The sequence below is a fragment of the uncultured Bacteroides sp. genome, assembly GCF_910586915.1.
Classification (GTDB): Bacteria; Bacteroidota; Bacteroidia; order Bacteroidales; family Bacteroidaceae; genus Bacteroides.
The window spans coordinates 260,891-276,995 of sequence record NZ_CAJULN010000001.1; the positions used below are offsets into that span (position 1 = coordinate 260,891).

Annotated in this window: 11 protein-coding genes and 1 tRNA gene; 2 read left to right on the forward strand and 10 right to left on the reverse strand. The window is 45.2% G+C overall.

Translation table 11 applies throughout. The features are described from left to right. Positions 1-3: 3 nt before the first annotated feature. From QZ331_RS00920 to QZ331_RS00940, 5 genes are all read right to left on the reverse strand, one after another. A complete protein-coding gene (locus QZ331_RS00920; RefSeq protein ID WP_294627160.1) occupies positions 4-3,177 on the reverse strand; it encodes a TonB-dependent receptor in 3,174 nt (1,057 codons plus the stop codon). A gap of 300 nt (positions 3,178-3,477) precedes the next feature. Then, complete coding sequence (locus tag QZ331_RS00925; protein WP_294627162.1) at positions 3,478-5,205, reverse strand: TonB-dependent receptor; 1,728 nt, start codon at positions 5,203-5,205, stop codon at positions 3,478-3,480. A gap of 13 nt (positions 5,206-5,218) precedes the next feature. Then, positions 5,219-8,236, reverse strand: a complete 3,018-nt coding sequence (locus QZ331_RS00930; protein WP_294627163.1) for a tetratricopeptide repeat protein — start codon at positions 8,234-8,236, stop codon at positions 5,219-5,221. 75 nt (positions 8,237-8,311) lie between these two features. Beyond that, positions 8,312-9,862: an ATP-binding protein gene (locus QZ331_RS00935; RefSeq protein WP_294627165.1), complete on the reverse strand. Its 1,551-nt coding sequence runs from the start codon at positions 9,860-9,862 to the stop codon at positions 8,312-8,314. Positions 9,863-9,956: 94 nt separating this feature from the next. Further along, positions 9,957-10,481, reverse strand: a complete 525-nt coding sequence (locus QZ331_RS00940) for an NUDIX domain-containing protein (RefSeq protein WP_294627167.1) — start codon at positions 10,479-10,481, stop codon at positions 9,957-9,959. A 354-nt stretch (positions 10,482-10,835) separates the two neighbouring features. Between QZ331_RS00940 and QZ331_RS00945 the strand changes: the two genes are divergently transcribed. After that, positions 10,836-12,287 (forward strand): sulfatase, encoded by a 1,452-nt coding sequence (locus tag QZ331_RS00945; protein ID WP_294627169.1) that lies wholly within the window; start codon positions 10,836-10,838, stop codon positions 12,285-12,287. Positions 12,288-12,589: 302 nt separating this feature from the next. Here the strand turns inward: QZ331_RS00945 and QZ331_RS00950 are convergent. The 5 genes from QZ331_RS00950 to QZ331_RS00970 all read right to left on the reverse strand — a co-directional run bounded on the left by QZ331_RS00950 (position 12,590) and on the right by QZ331_RS00970 (position 15,171). After that, a tRNA-Ile gene (locus QZ331_RS00950) sits at positions 12,590-12,663 on the reverse strand. Positions 12,664-12,751: 88 nt separating this feature from the next. Then, positions 12,752-13,063 carry a DUF4491 family protein gene (locus QZ331_RS00955; protein WP_294627171.1) on the reverse strand — a complete coding sequence of 104 codons (312 nt, stop codon included), beginning with the start codon at positions 13,061-13,063 and terminating at the stop codon, positions 12,752-12,754. Between the two features lie 6 nt (positions 13,064-13,069). Next, the gene (locus tag QZ331_RS00960; RefSeq protein WP_005928359.1) at positions 13,070-13,534 is read right to left on the reverse strand and encodes an Lrp/AsnC ligand binding domain-containing protein; all 465 of its coding nucleotides are present in this window, start codon (positions 13,532-13,534) and stop codon (positions 13,070-13,072) included. A gap of 156 nt (positions 13,535-13,690) precedes the next feature. Next, positions 13,691-14,566 (reverse strand): FKBP-type peptidyl-prolyl cis-trans isomerase, encoded by an 876-nt coding sequence (locus QZ331_RS00965; RefSeq protein ID WP_294627181.1) that lies wholly within the window; start codon positions 14,564-14,566, stop codon positions 13,691-13,693. A 20-nt stretch (positions 14,567-14,586) separates the two neighbouring features. Continuing rightward, positions 14,587-15,171: an FKBP-type peptidyl-prolyl cis-trans isomerase gene (locus QZ331_RS00970; RefSeq protein ID WP_294627183.1), complete on the reverse strand. Its 585-nt coding sequence runs from the start codon at positions 15,169-15,171 to the stop codon at positions 14,587-14,589. A 235-nt stretch (positions 15,172-15,406) separates the two neighbouring features. On the opposite strand from QZ331_RS00970, the gene QZ331_RS00975 reads away from it, so the two are divergent. Then, positions 15,407-16,105 (forward strand): NAD-dependent deacylase, encoded by a 699-nt coding sequence (locus QZ331_RS00975; protein ID WP_294627185.1) that lies wholly within the window; start codon positions 15,407-15,409, stop codon positions 16,103-16,105.

Genomic DNA, 16,105 nt, shown 5'->3' on the forward strand with positions numbered 1-16,105 from the left:
TTTTTAGAAGTTAAGATTTAAACCGAAACTGTATACCTTGATTAGCGGATAATCTCCGAATCGGTTAGGGTCGCTTTCCGGGTCAAGATACTTAAGCGGCGAGAATGTCAGCAGGTTGTAGCCACTGAAAGTAAATCCGAGCGAGCTGAGTCCCAACTTTTTCAGGAATTTCTTTCCGGTGAGTGTATAACCGAAGTTCAGGCTTTTCAGACGGAGATAGGAAGCATCTACCAACCATAAAGTGGAATCTTCGGAGTTCCAGGCCTCCGACTCTTCCGACGGACGCGGATAAACGGCTCCTGATTGATTTTCCGGTGTCCAGCAACCATCGTAGAAGTAGCTGAGCAAACCGCGTTTTCCTGCGTTGGTATAGGGGATACGGTATTCGATGTCGTACATTCTGTTCACATTCTTTGAGCCGACCCATTGCATGGAGAAATTGAATCCTTTCCAGTCGAAGCCCATGTTCATACCGAAGATGTATTCCGGACGGGTGGCAAAACCTGCCACACTTTTATCATTACCGTCGACGATGTGGTCGCCGTTGAGGTCGGCATACATGGCATCTCCCGGATATACCTTTTGATAAGGTTGCGGCAGTTCCGGTTTTAAAATCAGTTCGCCGTTTTCTCCGGTGATGAAGTCGCTGTATTGATAGAGACGGATATAGTTGTACAGTCCCGTTTGGCGTCCGGTAGAACCTCCCGTCTCGTTCATATAGTCGAATTGCTTGGGCACTTCATCCATGTAAAGTATTTTATTACGTGCAAAGGAGACGTTCGCATCTACATAATAGTTGAAGTCTTTGCCTGCTTTATCGTGCCAGCCAAGAGAGAGCTCGTAACCGTGGTTGTCTACCTTTCCGATATTCAGGTTCGGCAGGCCGGTGGCGATGATGCTTGGAGTTGATTTCGGAGAGAGCAGGATACCCGTGCGGTGTTCGATAAAGTAATCGAAAGTGGCAGACAAGCGGCTGTTGAAGAATTTAGCATCGATACCATAGTTCTGTTTGTCGGCTGTTTCCCAAGTCACTTTCGGGTTACCCATGCGTGAGATAGCGGCTGCCGATTGGGAAATCGGATTGTCTACGCCAAAGCTGTAACTGCCCGATGAGCCCCATACGGCCGGCATATACATAAAACGTGAGTCTACCCCTTTGTCATTACCTACGCGTCCCCAAGAAACTCTGAGTTTCAAGTAGTCAACGATTTTCTGGTTTTGCATGAACTCCTCGGCAGTGGCAATCCAGCCGGCAGAGAAGGAAGGGAATACACCGAAACGTGTACTGCCCGGAGCAAAGTTTTCCGAACCGTTGTAGCCTACGTTTACATCTAACAGATATTTGCTTTGGTAAGCATAGGTGGCACGTCCCACCAAGCCTACATAGTTACGTGGCAGGTAGGTGTAACTATTCGGATAGTAGTTGCGTGACTGGTTGTAAAGAAGCAAGCCTGATATCCTGTGGTCGCCGAAAGTACGGTCGTAATTGATTCGTCCTTCCAGATACCAGTTCTGTCCGCGTCCGTTGCTTTCTGAGTAAGAGAGCGGAGTATCGCTGCCGGTAGGCACATAGATAAGTGACTTATCGTAATCGGGGTCGGTCTGCAACATCGTGCCATTGGTGTCAAAGTAAGACTTATAGTACACAGTCTGTGCTTCTATGGCACCTCCGGTACGTATTTTTTCCAGTTTGAACTGATTGTCGTAGGCTCCTTTTACCGACGCACTTAATCCCGGAGTGATAAAATCGAGCTTCTGCGTAATGTCCAAATCCAGGTTTAATGTAGTGTTATAGGTCTGGTTGTAACCCTGTCCGTAAAAGACGAACATACCGTCGCGCATTACTTCGCCCAACGGAAGCATATCTTTGGGGACTAATGTCCGTACGCCATTGATAAATCCCGGTCCGGCAAACGGATGTGACCATATCTGTGCGATGACCCAGGGATTTTGGTCTTGCCCTGTTCCCGAAACAACACTGCGCGGCTCCTGTATCTTTCCTAATACACCGCCTACGCCCAATTTCATGGTAGTGGTCTTGGTCAGGTTGGCGTCGATATTGGCACGGTAGTTATAGCGGTTGTAACGATAGTTGTTATCGTACGACTGTCCGGGAAGTTCTTTCAGAAGTCCGTTCTGATAAGTATAACCGACTGAGATGAAGTATCTCACATTTTCACTACCGCCGGAAATGTTGAGGTTGTTCTGACTTTGAAGGTAGACATTATTGAAGATATACTTCTTCCAGTCCATACTGGGATACATGATAGGGTCCGAACCGGTACGGTAGGCTTCTATCTGTTCTGGAGTGAAGTATAGTTTCGGGTTGGTCACGTGGTCCATTTCCTGCTTTATATTCCAGAAACGTGCGAATTCGTAACTTCCGGTCTGCTCTACCAGCGAAATGGGTTGCTGTAACCCTAATTTGGTACTGGCGGAGATTTGTGTTTTACCAGCCTTACCTCTTCGGGTGGTAATCAATATAACGCCATTGGCGCCTCTTACTCCGAATACTGCGGTAGAAGAGGCGTCTTTTAATACGGAAATGCTTTCGATTTCGTTCGGGTCGATTTGCGAGAACTCACGTTCTATCCCGTCTACCAGGACCAACGGTTTGGACTGTGAATCGTTCAATGTACCTGCACCGCGCACATAGATAGCGGCAGCATCTTTACCGGGTTGTCCGGTGGTTTGTACGGAAGATACGCCCGGCAAGGCTCCCGCAAGTACGTTGGTGATGCTTGTTGCCGGCGATTTAATCAGCTCTTTGTTGTCGATAGAGGAGACGGCACTTGTCATCATACGCTTGTCCTGATTACCGTAGGCGATAGCTACAATTTCCACTTCGCCAAGATTCTGAGCATCTTCCTTGAGCGTGACATTGATGACGGTCTGGTCGCCGACTACAATCTCTTGGGTGACATAGCCGATGAAAGAGATGTTCAACACGGATTTTTTACTTGGAACAACGATGGTGTAATTACCGTCGAAGTCTGTGATAGTCCCGAGGGTAGTACCTTTCACGGTCACATTGGCACCGGGAACACCCTCCTTAAGAGTTTCGTCCGTTATCCTACCTTTGATGGTGATACCTTCCGGGGGAAGGGCATACACCAGTGGTATGAATAAAAGAAACGTAATAAGAAAACAGAGTCTTGAATTAAGCGTGTTTCTCATACTGTTTAATTTAATAGGTTAATAAATATGTTAATTTTGAGGTGAGGCCAACGAATGTTTTTGTTGTCTTCGAAACAATACCGCAAAGTTAGAGGAGGGGGTAAAAACGGACGTGCAATATTCACCAAATAAGGTGCACAAATAACTAAAAACGCGCTATAGTGGTGTGGATAGCCATTTGACGAATTTATGTATGCACATAAAAAAAGAGCACCCGATGATGTGGGTGCTCTTGCTATGGGAAGAGAAAAAGGAATTGTTATTGTAAAATCTTTTATCCGACAGAGATGCTCCGGTAGTTTAGAACCGGAAGCTCAATCCTCCCAAGAAATTGAATCCCTGGGCAGGATAACCTATGTAGTACTGGTATTTCTTGTTCAGCAGATTGTGTACCTGTGCATAGACCGATACTCCTTTGAATACATTGTAGCTGGCTCCGAGATGCAAATCGTTCACATCAGACATGAGTGGGGATACTGCTTCTTGTTTGCGCCCGATGTAATCGTATCCGATATTCACCCGGAGGGCGGAGATGGGGTGGAGAAAGAGTGATACACTTACTTCATTCTCAGGTTTTATACTAAGCAGGTATTCGTTTTGATTGCTGTGCCAGTTGCGGTAGGTGTAACGGAGTGCAAAGGAGAGAATATCTTTGTAGTCGTAGGTAAATTCGCTACCTACGTATACATTGTTTGTGTTCTCTTGGGAAAAAGCAAGCGTATTACCTATGGGACCGGTGTTGGAACTGATTAAAACCAGGTTACCATACATCAGGTCATTTTTCAAATTCTGATATCCTCCGAACAGGTGAAACCAGATACCGGTATAGGGGCTTGCCTTTAATCCAATAGCAGTATTGAGCTGCTCATAAGTGTCGAACGGACGGAGTGTAGCAGTTTCTCCGGCTGTTGTCGGGATATAGTAGTCTCCATAAAGGCATAGTTGCTCCAACCGGCGGAAATCATTCAGTTGCTTGCCGCCCGTGGCTTTTGCGTAAACCACATAGCTGTCGGAAAAGATATATTGTGCAGTAATATCCGGCGAGACACGGAAAGATTTGTCGAACCCGAAAGACAGGTCTACGTTGGCACCGACGTGCAGTTTCCAGTCGTCGTTGTCCAACTCATAATAGGGATTCAGAAGAAGCGTTGTATAGTTCTTGAAGTATTCGTCTCCAGTAGCGGCGTTTTGGGGATGTCCGTTGTAGAGAAGATTATTCATTTCCAAAGCGATGGTCACCGATTGTTGGTCATTGATGGCTCCGGTGACATCGCCTTTGGTACGTATGATTGTTTCCTTAAGTCCGACACCCGTTGCCTCTTCGTTGATGATATTGTGCTGACGGGCGTACATCAGCAGATTCGTTTCGGCGTTGAAACGTAATGGGGCGGTTTCGTTGATGAAATGAATGCCTGCATGAAAGTCGCCCGAAGTGAATTTCTGTTTGCTGTTCACACTTTCCGGCTTGAGGTTGAAGTTGCTCAGAGCGAAGTTTCCGGCGATATTCAAATCCAATTTATCAAATTGGTGCGTATAATCTACATTGGCACGCGTACGATAATGGAATGCTTTCCATTTTTCGTCGTTTATGAAGGGAAGAGCCAGCTTTCCGTTCATTCCGTCCATTTGGAAACGTGCATTCAGTCTGTCTTTATCCGACAGATGGAGCAGGTAATTGGCAAGGACATCCAAGTTGCCCGCATTACCGTATCCGGCACGAATATAGCCGGGAGCGATTCCGGGTTGGATTTCTTTTCCGGTATAGGGATTCATCAAGCCTGCCGGGATGGAAGTTGCCGGAAAGAAAGTCGTGGCGTATTCCACTTCTTTCTTGCTCACTGTCGGTTCTTCTACTTTGGGTAGGACGTTTATTTTTGAGGCGTCCATAATATCCGGATTATATTCTTGTTCCACAACAACGGTACGATTCATGGTCGTATCTTTGGGCTGGGTAGTTTGGGCTTGAAGACAGGACGGCATTGACATTGCCAATGCAAGCCCTCCTATTATATAACGAGTTCGTTTCATACTTTTCTATATTTTAATTCTCAACTTTCAACTTGGCAAGTCTGCTTTCAATCATATTTTCTATATCGTCATTGCCCTGGTAGTTCTGTTGCAGGCTCAGCAGATATTGGCGTGCATCAAGGTCTTTGCCTGTGGCGGCATATACGTCGGACAGAAGGACGAAACCGCGTGCCAGCCAATAAGCGTGCGGTGTACTCTGTTCGATGTAGTTGAGCAGTTCCTTTTCGGCGGCGGCATATTCTTTGGCATCGTACAATGCTTGTGCAACCTGGTATTTGGCTTCGGCTCCGTATGGATTACGAGTGTCTTTTGCCAGTTCGCGGAAGTCATCCATCGCTTTTTTGTCCGCTTTTTGTTTGGCGTAAGCCTTTGCGCGATAATAAAGGGCTTCATTTTTCAGTTCGGGACTGAGTTTGGCTTCTGCCAGCAAGTCGGTAGCGGCATGGATGGTTTCAATATCATCTCTCAGCAGGAAGGCACAACGGAGTATTCCCGTCTCGGCAAGCTGGCGGTGTTCTGCACCGGTTGCTTTTTCTTTCAGCATCTTGTAGCTTGCCAACGCTTCTGTTGTCTGCTGTTGGTTGAACTGTACTTCGGCACGTAAGATGAGCGCCTCCTCTGCAAATGGGTTATTCGGATATTCGAGCAACTTGCCGGAGTGGAGAAGAATCATGTCATAGTTCTTCTGCTCATTGCCAATCAGGCAGAGATAATAATGTGCATTCAGACTGAAAGCCCCTTCCGAGAAAGTCTGCAAATACTTGTTGAAACTTGTCTTGGCTTCTTCCATGCGTCCGCGCATATAAATCTTTTCTGCGGCAACATAAGTCAGCGAATCCTGCTCGTTGGCGTCGAAGCGTATATGTCCCGGCATGGCATTCGCCAAAGCTGCAAACTCGTCTATGCGGTTCAGGTCTACGTAAATCGACTTCAAGTCACGCATTGCCAGGCGGGCTTCTTCGCTGCCCGGATATTTTTCGATGACTTGTTTGTAGGCTTCGATTGCCTGATTGTAATTCTCTTTCTGATAGTACAGCAGACCGATTTCCGTCGCAGCTTTGCGGCTGACCGGACTTTCGGGATATTTGTTCAGCAGCTCCTTGAAGGAGGTGATTGCCTGACTGTTGTTGTCCATCAAGACATAAGACCGTCCTTTTTCGTAAATCGCATTTACGGCATAAGGAGAAGCGGGATATTTTCCTACCAGGCGGTTGAGCAAGGTAATCTTGCCGGTATAGTCTTTCTGCAGACCGGACACAAGAGCCAACTGATAGAAAGAATAATCGCCGGAAGGAGTGTTCATCTGTTCGGCTTGCGAGTAGTAATGTTTGGCTTCTTCGAAATTGCGCACATACAGGTGACAGTCACCGACGCGGTTGTATGCATCGGCTAAAGCCGTTGTGTTTTCACCTTTTTCCAGTTGGATGTATTTTCGGAAGTAGTTGCTTGCCTGTGTATAGTCTTTCCGGTGGAAAGCGATGTATCCTAAGTTATAATTGGCAAGTGCATACATCTCGTTATCGGGTTGGGCGGTCAGTTGCAGATAAGCATTGAAGTCGCGTGCGGCTTCTGCCATCCGGCCGAGACGGTAATAAGATTCTCCACACCAATAGTATGCATCTGCTTTGGTCTGACGGTTGTATTGTCCGAGGGCGATGGATTGGTTCAGATAATTCAGTGCTTGTTCAAAGTCGGCGTTAGCGAAAGACTGCGCACCCAACTGGAACAGAATCTTCTGCTTGGCTTCCAGTATTTGTGCACTCGGCTTGCTGATTCGGTCGATTGATTTCAAAGCCGCATCATAGCTGCGTGTATTCATGTAGACTTCCACCAGATAACTGCTCACTTTCTCGGCATATGGGGAAGTAGGAAATTCGTTGAGGAACTTTTCAAAGGCAGTGACGGATTCGCCGAAGGCGGAAAAAGAAGTCTCATGCAGGCAAAGTGCATAATTGTAGGCCGCCTGTTCTTTGATTTGCCTATTGGCATCGGAGGCTGCTGCCTGCTCAAAAGCCATGCGGGCTTTATTTTTCTCTGCCAGTTGCAGGTAAGAAAGTCCCATGTGCAGATAGGCATTCTGTGTAAGAGGGTCGTTGGCGGTGGTCACCTTACCGAGTGTTTCGGCTGCTTTTGAATAGACTTTCGTCTGATAGTAAGACAGCCCCAACATATAAAGAGCATCCCGGCGGGGAGCCGAATGGTCTTTATCCAAGTATTCGTTGAATGACTCTACGGCTTGGTGGTATTGCCCGAAGTGGTAATAAGCATCTCCGAGGATGCGGTACATCTCTGCGGCGTGCTCGTTGTCCGGATAAGCTGACAGATAATTCTGTGCTACAATCTGTGCCTTGTCATGGTTTTGAAGCTGTGCATAAATTTCGGCAATGTAATAAGGTACGAGCGCCTTGTATTTCGGATGGTCCTGCAATGGAAGAAAACCTTTCAATGCTTCGTCATAGCGTTTTTGGGTATAACGGATATAAGAGAGGTAATAATCGCAGTCTTTCGCATATTTGGGGCTGTCGGCGCGCAGGGTTTCAAAACAAGTGGCTGCTTCTTTCAGATTGTCGGTTTTCAGATGACAGGTAGCCAATTGATAAGTACGGTCGTCACGCTCTTCATCGCCGAGCCGATTGAGGTCGGTAGAGTTAAAAAGCGCAATCGCTTCATCATACTTTTCTTCGTAGAAATAGCAGGAAGCCAACAATGAATAAATACGGTTGGCAGAGGGAGTGTCGGGATAACGGTCGAGATAGTTGCGAAGCAATTCGATGCGGTTCTTGTCATTCAACTCATAGGCCGAGCAGACCAGCATATATTCCGTATCCTGAAGTAGGTTGCCTGTAGGCTTTTGCTTGGCAAATGCTTTCAGTGCCGGCCGAGCAGCCGCATAATTCTTTGCCTGAAAAAGTTCTTTCCCTTCTTTATAGAGGTTGTCAGCCGCGGTGTACTTGTCACCGGTCTGGGCAAATCCTATAATTGGTGCGCAGCAGATGGCCGCACAAATGAGTTTGGTAATTTCTTTTTTCATAATCGGGTGTTTATGCAAAAGTACTATATATCTGTCAATGACAGTCCTTTGAAAGTTATTTTATAATCATTTAATTTATTCTTCTACAATCCACTTCTCGATGTTCCGCGTCAGGCTGCTGAAGTTAATCCCTATCTTAAATAATTTGCGGGGGTCGGCAGCAAAAGGCTGTGCGTAATTCTTTTCGTTTATTTGGCTGAGGGCTTCTTCGGCACTGCCTTCCAACTTAAATTCCATGATATATATAAACGCATCGGTTTGCAGCACGAGGTCGATACGACCTTGCGATGTGTGGTATTCTGCCTTTACATAGAAACCGATAAGTTTGAAAACGATGAACAGTACATTTTGATAATGCAACTCCTGGTCGCGTATTAACTCATAGGGTGTATCGGCAAAGAAACTTTGCAGGCGGTGGAAGAAAGATTCATAATCGCCACTGCGTACTTCCCGAACGAATTTCTGAATTTGAAAAGGTGATTCAACTTTATCTGTATTCGCGTAGAAAGGCAACAAAAATTTCATAAATCCTTCTTCAACTTCGCGATTGGGAAAGCCTAATTGATAAGTAGCGAATTCCTGATCATAGTTCTTTATCGTAAGATATCCGCTTTGATAAATGACAGGAATGGGATTGGTCGAAGCCGAATCGACACTGTTGAGTATGTCCGCATCGGTTTCTATATGCGTCATGCAGTGCAGGTCATAGTGGTGGGCTTTTAATAATTCCACCAGATAAGTAGGAGTTCCGGTTTCAAACCAATAACTGCCGAACTTCATTTTAAAGAATGTATTGAGTACGCTAAACGGATTGTATATTCCCACAGAGTTTTCTACGAAATGATACCCGTCATAACACGTTTTCAGTTCACGGCATACTTCTTCATAACTCATCTTCTGTTTGCCGGCGAGTTCGAGCAGGTCTTCTTCCAGATTGTCATGGATTTCCTTTTCCGTCATACCGCATATTGCCGCATAACGCTCATCCATAGACAAGTCTATCAGATTGTTCAATGCACTGAATACACTTATTTTGCCGAACTTGGTGACGCCCGTCAGAAAGGCGAACTTTATGTAGCCGTCCATTGTTTTGATGGCTCCGTAAAAGGCCTGCAAAGTGTTGCGGAAAGCTTTTTGTAGTTCTTCATTGCCGATGGCTTGCAGCATGGGTTTATCATATTCGTCTACGAAAATGGCAACACGATTCCCGGTCTGCTCATAAGCACGGCGGATGATACCCTTGAAGCGGAGAGGCAACGAGGTTTCGGAAGGCTCAGTGCCATACACCTTTTCCCATTTGTACAGAGTATCGTTCAGGATATTTTCCAGGCTTTCCAGACTTTCATACTTTTCGGTATTGAGGTCTATGTGCAAAATCGGATGCTTTGTCCAGTCTTTTTCCAGTTTCTCTATCGCAAGTCCTTCAAAGAGTTCTCGTTTGCCTTCAAAGTAGGCTTCGAGCGTGGAGACTAACAAACTTTTCCCAAAGCGGCGCGGGCGGCTCAGAAAGAAGTAGCTGCCCGACTTTACCATTTGATAGACTAAGGCAGTTTTATCGATATAGAAATATCCGTCTCTGCGAATCTTCTCAAAGTTCTGTATTCCGATGGGGTAAATCTTACTCATGACCAGGATGGATTTAGAATTCTAATGCTACAAAGATACACCTTTTTCTGCTTAGAACGCAATTTGCATACCGAAAGTTTAGTGCGTATCTTAGTTAGTTGTGCCGGTTCAGAAACCGTATAAGTCCCTGCCGGATGGAGTCCAACCCGAAATCTTCCGGACGTATCTCCGATAAAGGCAGGAAGAAGGAATCCGCCACATCATCCATAGCCGAGAAATGGCTTATGTCTTCTACGGTACAAAGGAAGAACATATCAAGCGTATGGACGGGAAAACCGGAATAGATGTAAATATTGGGAAGCGAGAATTGGTAGACGGCTTGCTTCACTTTCAATCCGGTCTCTTCCAATACTTCACGGGCTACGCCTTCTTCTCCTGTCTCACCCATGTCGATAAAGCCGCCAGGAAGGTCGAGCGTCCCTTTGGCGGGCTCTTTGGCGCGGCGGCAGACAAGCAACTCCTTCTTTTCATTCAGAATCAGTGCCACGGTAGCGGCGGACGGGTTGAAATAATAGACAAAACCGCAGCCGCTGCACTTCTTGGATTTTTCGTCGTTGACTTCAAAGTGCGGGCAACCGCATTCGGGACAATATTGGAATTGGTGAAGAGGATGTTTCATAATTGTATATGCTTCCTAATTTTCGTTTCTACGGCAAAGTTACGAAATGCTTTTATTAATTTCATTTATCACTGCGCAGAATTATTCAAAGTGGCTTCCTTTATGGCAGAAGGGACGAAAACTGCACTTCCCCCTTTTTTGAAGCCGGCGTGCAAGCAGTTTTTCGGGACGATTCATCGCAGTTTTGTTTACTGTTATATAGATGTGTGTCTTGCTTGAATATTTATCTGTCTGATAAATAGGTTTATAAAAGAACTTTGCAAGTTTTGTATTTATGTAAACAGCTTAATATTTGCCGTTTTCTTTATAAGAAAACCGTCTATTTTTGTGCCGAATAGTAAAAAGAAATGTGATATGTATAAACTGCTTATTTCGATGGCTCTCTCACCGCTTGTCGCGATGGGAGGAGCGAAGGCGCATAAACCTTCTGCAAAACGTCCCAATATCATTCTGATTAATATGGATGATATGGGATATGGTGATTTGACTGTTACAGGCGCTCAAGGGTATAGTACTCCCAATATCGACCGTCTTTCTTTTGAGGGTGTCCGTTTTACTCAATTTTACAGTCCTTCTTCGGTCAGTTCTGCTTCACGAGCCGGATTAATGACCGGATGTTATCCGAATCGGATTGGTATTTATGGAGCTATTAAACCGGAAACCGGTATCGGCGTACATCCTGATGAGACGTTTATATCACAGATTGTCAAGGAAGTGGGCTATACAACAGCAGTGGTGGGAAAATGGCATTTAGGTAGTGAGTTTGAATATTTGCCTTTGCAACGAGGATTCGATGAGTACTTCGGATTGCCCTATTCGAATGATATGTGGCCTTATGGCTATTTGGTGCGTCCCGGGGAAGTGCCCACCGAGCGGGTGATGAAACGTCCGGAGTTGCCTCTTTATAATGGCAATGAAATCGAAAAGTACATCAGAACGATGGATGACCAGAACTCATTGACAGAACTTTATACGGAATATGCAGTTGATTTTATTCATCGGCAACGGAAAAATCCTTTTTTCCTTTACTTTGCTCATACAATGGTACACGTTCCGCTGCCTGTTTCGGATAAATTCCGGGGTAAAAGCGAGCAAGGGCTTTTTGGTGACGCAATGATGGAAGTAGACTGGAGTGTAGGGGAAGTGCTCAAAGCTGTTCGTGAAGCGGGTTTGGAAGAAAATACATTGGTCATATTTACGTCTGATAATGGAGCTTGGATCAATTTTGGAATGAGAGCAGGTTCTACAGGTGGGCTCAGGGATGCAAAACACGTTACGTACGAAGGGGGGCAACGCGTGCCCTGTATCATGAAATGGCCGGCGCAGATTCCTGCCGGATGGATTTGCAACCAGTTGGCGAGCGGTATTGATATTTTACCTACGATAACTGCGATTGTTGACGGGCAACTGCCTGAACGTAAGATTGATGGTGTCAATATCCTGCCGTTAATGCAGGGGGATAAAAGTTTTAAGCCTCGTGACTATTTTTATTATTACGATCAGAAGAATCAGTTGGACGCTGTACGCGACGAACGGTTCAAACTGGTCGAGCCTCATCTTTATATTACTTATGACGGTACGTTGCCTCACGACGACGGTACACCCGGACCGCGAACGAAAGCTTATACAGACTGGGCGCTTTATGATTTGCGGCGTGACCCGGGAGAACGATACGATGTTAAAAGTCTTTATCCCAAAGACGTGGAGCGGTTGAAACAAGCCCTTGAAGCGATGCGTAAGCAATGTGGAGATAGCAATATGCATAGGAAGGGGAACGAAGTTCGTCCCGTCGGAAAGATAAAATGATTAAAATAGTTCATAGGTATTGAAGTACAAACGTTTCTTCGTGTATTGGCATTAATGATTATCCGTTATCTTCTTTCACCTCTCAAATGCAGGCTACATACACTCATATTCAGCTTGTTGCAGCGCATATATCTCCTGCGTGCAGGACATATAGATGCTGGAAGTAGGATATATATGCCGTAAAAGCAGGAGCTATATGCGCTGCGAATCGGTCATATAGAGCCGTAAAATAGGGGGGATAAACGGGAATGATAGAAACTGAAAAAAGGTTGCAGCCGCTTGTGCTACAACCTTTTTTCAAGTGGGCCATCTTGGGCTTGAACCAAGGACCTCCAGATTATGAGTCTGTTGCTCTAACCAACTGAGCTAAAAGCCCGATGTATCCATTGCTGAATGCGGTGACAAAAGTAGTGCTTTCTGTCGAATTATGCAAATTCTTCCTTAAAAAACTGCAATCCTTCGTATTAAAATCGATACTTTCGTTTCGGATTCTTGGGAAACCAACCTTTTTTTACGCGCTCTTCCTGTTCGAACACCTCCTTGATTGTCCAAAAGGAAGAGAAAGCAAAGACACCCAACAGAGAGGAAAGTATCACATTGTCTATACTTAACGAGGCAATCACCCCGACGACGCCAAGCACTAAGAATATCCACCAGCATTTGGTGCCCCAATAATATTCGGCCTTTACCACGACAGGGTGAAAAAGGCCGATAATCAGAAAGGTGCAAATTCCGATGAATAACCCTGCAAGGTGGTACTCATTTAAAAATTCCATTGTATTTTATTTTTCTACACGGATGGGAATCTCTTTCTTGATGCTCTGTTCCAGGGAAATCAATGTTTCGGTGGCTACTACACCCGGTATCTCTTGCATTTTGTTGTTCAATAAATCCATCAGATGCTCGTTGTCGCACGCATACAATTTGGTCAGCATGGTGTACGGGCCTGTAGTGAAGTGGCATTCTACGATTTCGGGAATCTTTTGAAGTTCGGCTACAACAGATTTGTACATAGAGCCTTTCTCCAGTTTGATACCGACGTATGTACAAGTTCTGTAGCCCAAAGATTTAGGATTTACATGGTAACCTGAGCCTACAATGACACCTAAGTCAATCAGTCTTTGCACACGCTGGTGAATGGCTGCGCGTGATACTCCGCATTCGGCAGCTACGTCCTTGAAAGGAATGCGGGCATTCTGAGAGATAATCTCCAAGATCTGTCTGTCGAGGTTGTCTATTTTTTCCATAATTAAAAATTATAATTTCCAGTTGTTATCAAATAGTAAGCAAATATATGTATTTATTTTAATTATTCTTCTTTTTCGAGAAAGAAAAGAAGCAAAAGCAAAAAAAAGAGGCACAAATGCTTTGCACCTCTTTCTTCTGTTCAGGGAGAATTATTCTTATTTCTTGTCTTTTTCGATGCTTATCAATTCAACTTCGAAAATCAAAGTAGAGAACGGTTTGATTTGACCGCCTGATTCCCTTGAGCCATAAGCAAGTTCCTGAGGGATGTAAAGTTCCCATTTTGAACCTACAGGCATCATTGTCAGGGCTTCTGTCCAACCTTTGATTACTTGGTTGGCACGGAAAGTAGCCGGTTCGTTGCGCTTGTAAGAACTGTCGAACTCAGTTCCGTCAATCAAAGTACCTTTGTAGTTTACTTTCACTTTGCAGGTATCGGCCGGAATTTCACCCTTACCTTCAGTGATTACTTTGTATTGCAGACCGCTCGGAGTGGTTTTTACACCTTCTTTTGTTTTGTTTTCGGCAAGGAACTTTTCGTTTTCAGCCTTGTAGTCGGCATATTTTTCTGCTAAAGTTTTTGCTTTGATAGTTTCAATGGTAGTGCGTGTATAAGTCTGGGCTTCATCCATAGTCATCAGACCGCCTTTTTCCAAAGTACCTGCAATGAATCCTGCCAAGATGTTCTCTTTGTTGACAGTCTTGGTAGAGTCGTCTCCAAACAATTCGTGATTGAAGCCTTCCACCATTTGAGTGATTTGCTGGCCGATTTGCAGACCTGCTCTGTAGGCGATGTCTTTCTTGCCGTTCTTGGTGGCACCTTCGTTCAAACCTTTGATGAAATCTGCCAGATATGCAGTATCGACATCCATACGGCCTGTCAGATAGCCTTTCAGGCCTTGAGTCTGAGCCAAACCGAAAGAATAAGACAGTGAGTCGATGTCTGTTTTCATATTTGCTTTAGGAGATTGGGCTGTACAAGAAGCAAGGCTTGCAGCAGCAGCGATTGTCATAAAAACACTAACTTTTTTCATTTTGCTTTGAATTTTTTTATTTATAATACTTCGAGTAATTCTACTTCAAATACAAGTGTGCTGTGAGGAGGTATCATTTCTCCGGCACCTCTTGCGCCATAACCAAGTTCCGACGGAATGTACAGTTTCCATTTAGCACCTTCAGACATCAGTTGCAGTGCTTCCACCCATCCCGGAATTACCTGGTTGACACCAAATACGGCAGGTTCGCCACGTTGGATGGAGCTGTCGAACAGCGTTCCGTCAATCAGCGTGCCCTCGTAGTGACATCTCACCTGGTCCGTAGCTTGCGGCTTTTTGCCTGTACCTTCGTTGATGACTTCGTATTGCAATCCGCTGGGCAGAGTTACGATACCTGCTTTTTTCTTGTTTTCTTCGAGGAAAGCCTTTCCTTGTTCGATGGCGGCAGCGCTCATCTTTGCTTCCAATTCTTCGAAATATTTGTTTACTATTTCACGGGCTTCCTGATGGCTGATAGCCGTCTGGTTGCCTTCCAATACATCCTTGATAGCCTGTGTGAAGTCTTCTACTGAGAGATTCTTAATCCCCATGCTTAATAAGTTTTGACCGATTCCCAGGCCAATAGAGTAACTGAATTTATCCATATAATGTTTCTTGTTGACGATTGAAACGCGTCACCTCCATAGTTTTAGCTTTCAATCCATTGCAAATTTACGAGTCGCAAAAGTACGTGTTTTATTTGAATGATTTAGCATTTGGTATTTAAAAATTCTTATATCCGTGAAAGTTAGCCGCTTTTCTTTGAAGATTTTATTCTTTTGTTCCGGTGATTCTGATTACATTTGTGCATCTTAAAAGCAAACAGAAGGAGAAACGGATATGAAGAATCTGGTAATTTTGACGGGTGCAGGCATGAGTGCCGAGAGTGGAATCAGTACATTTAGGGATGCGGGTGGTTTGTGGGACCGTTATCCGGTGGAGCAGGTTGCCACTCCGGAGGGGTATCAGCGTGACCCGGCTGTGGTGATAAGCTTTTATAACGAACGCCGGAAGCAACTATTGGATGTTGTTCCGAACCGAGGGCACGAGTTGTTGGCGCAACTGGAAAAGGACTTTAACGTAACAGTGGTGACACAGAATGTTGACAATCTGCACGAAAGAGCCGGGAGCAGCCATATAATCCACCTGCATGGAGAATTGACAAAAGTCTGTTCCAGTCGCGACCCTTATAATCCCCGTTACATAAAGGAACTCGAACCGGAGGAATACGAAGTGAAACTTGGCGACAAGGCAGGAGACGGGACACAATTACGTCCTTTTATCGTATGGTTCGGTGAGGCGGTTCCCGAAATAGAGACTGCTGTACGATACGTGGAGAAAGCGGATATTTTCGTAATTATCGGCACTTCGCTCAATGTGTATCCTGCTGCGGGGTTGCTTCATTATGTACCAAGAGGAGCAGAGGTATATCTGATTGATCCGAAACCGGTAGATATACATACTTCACGTCCGATACACGTGATTCGGAAGGGAGCTTCCGAGGGTGTGGCGGAGCTGAAACAATTGTTGGGCGTCTGA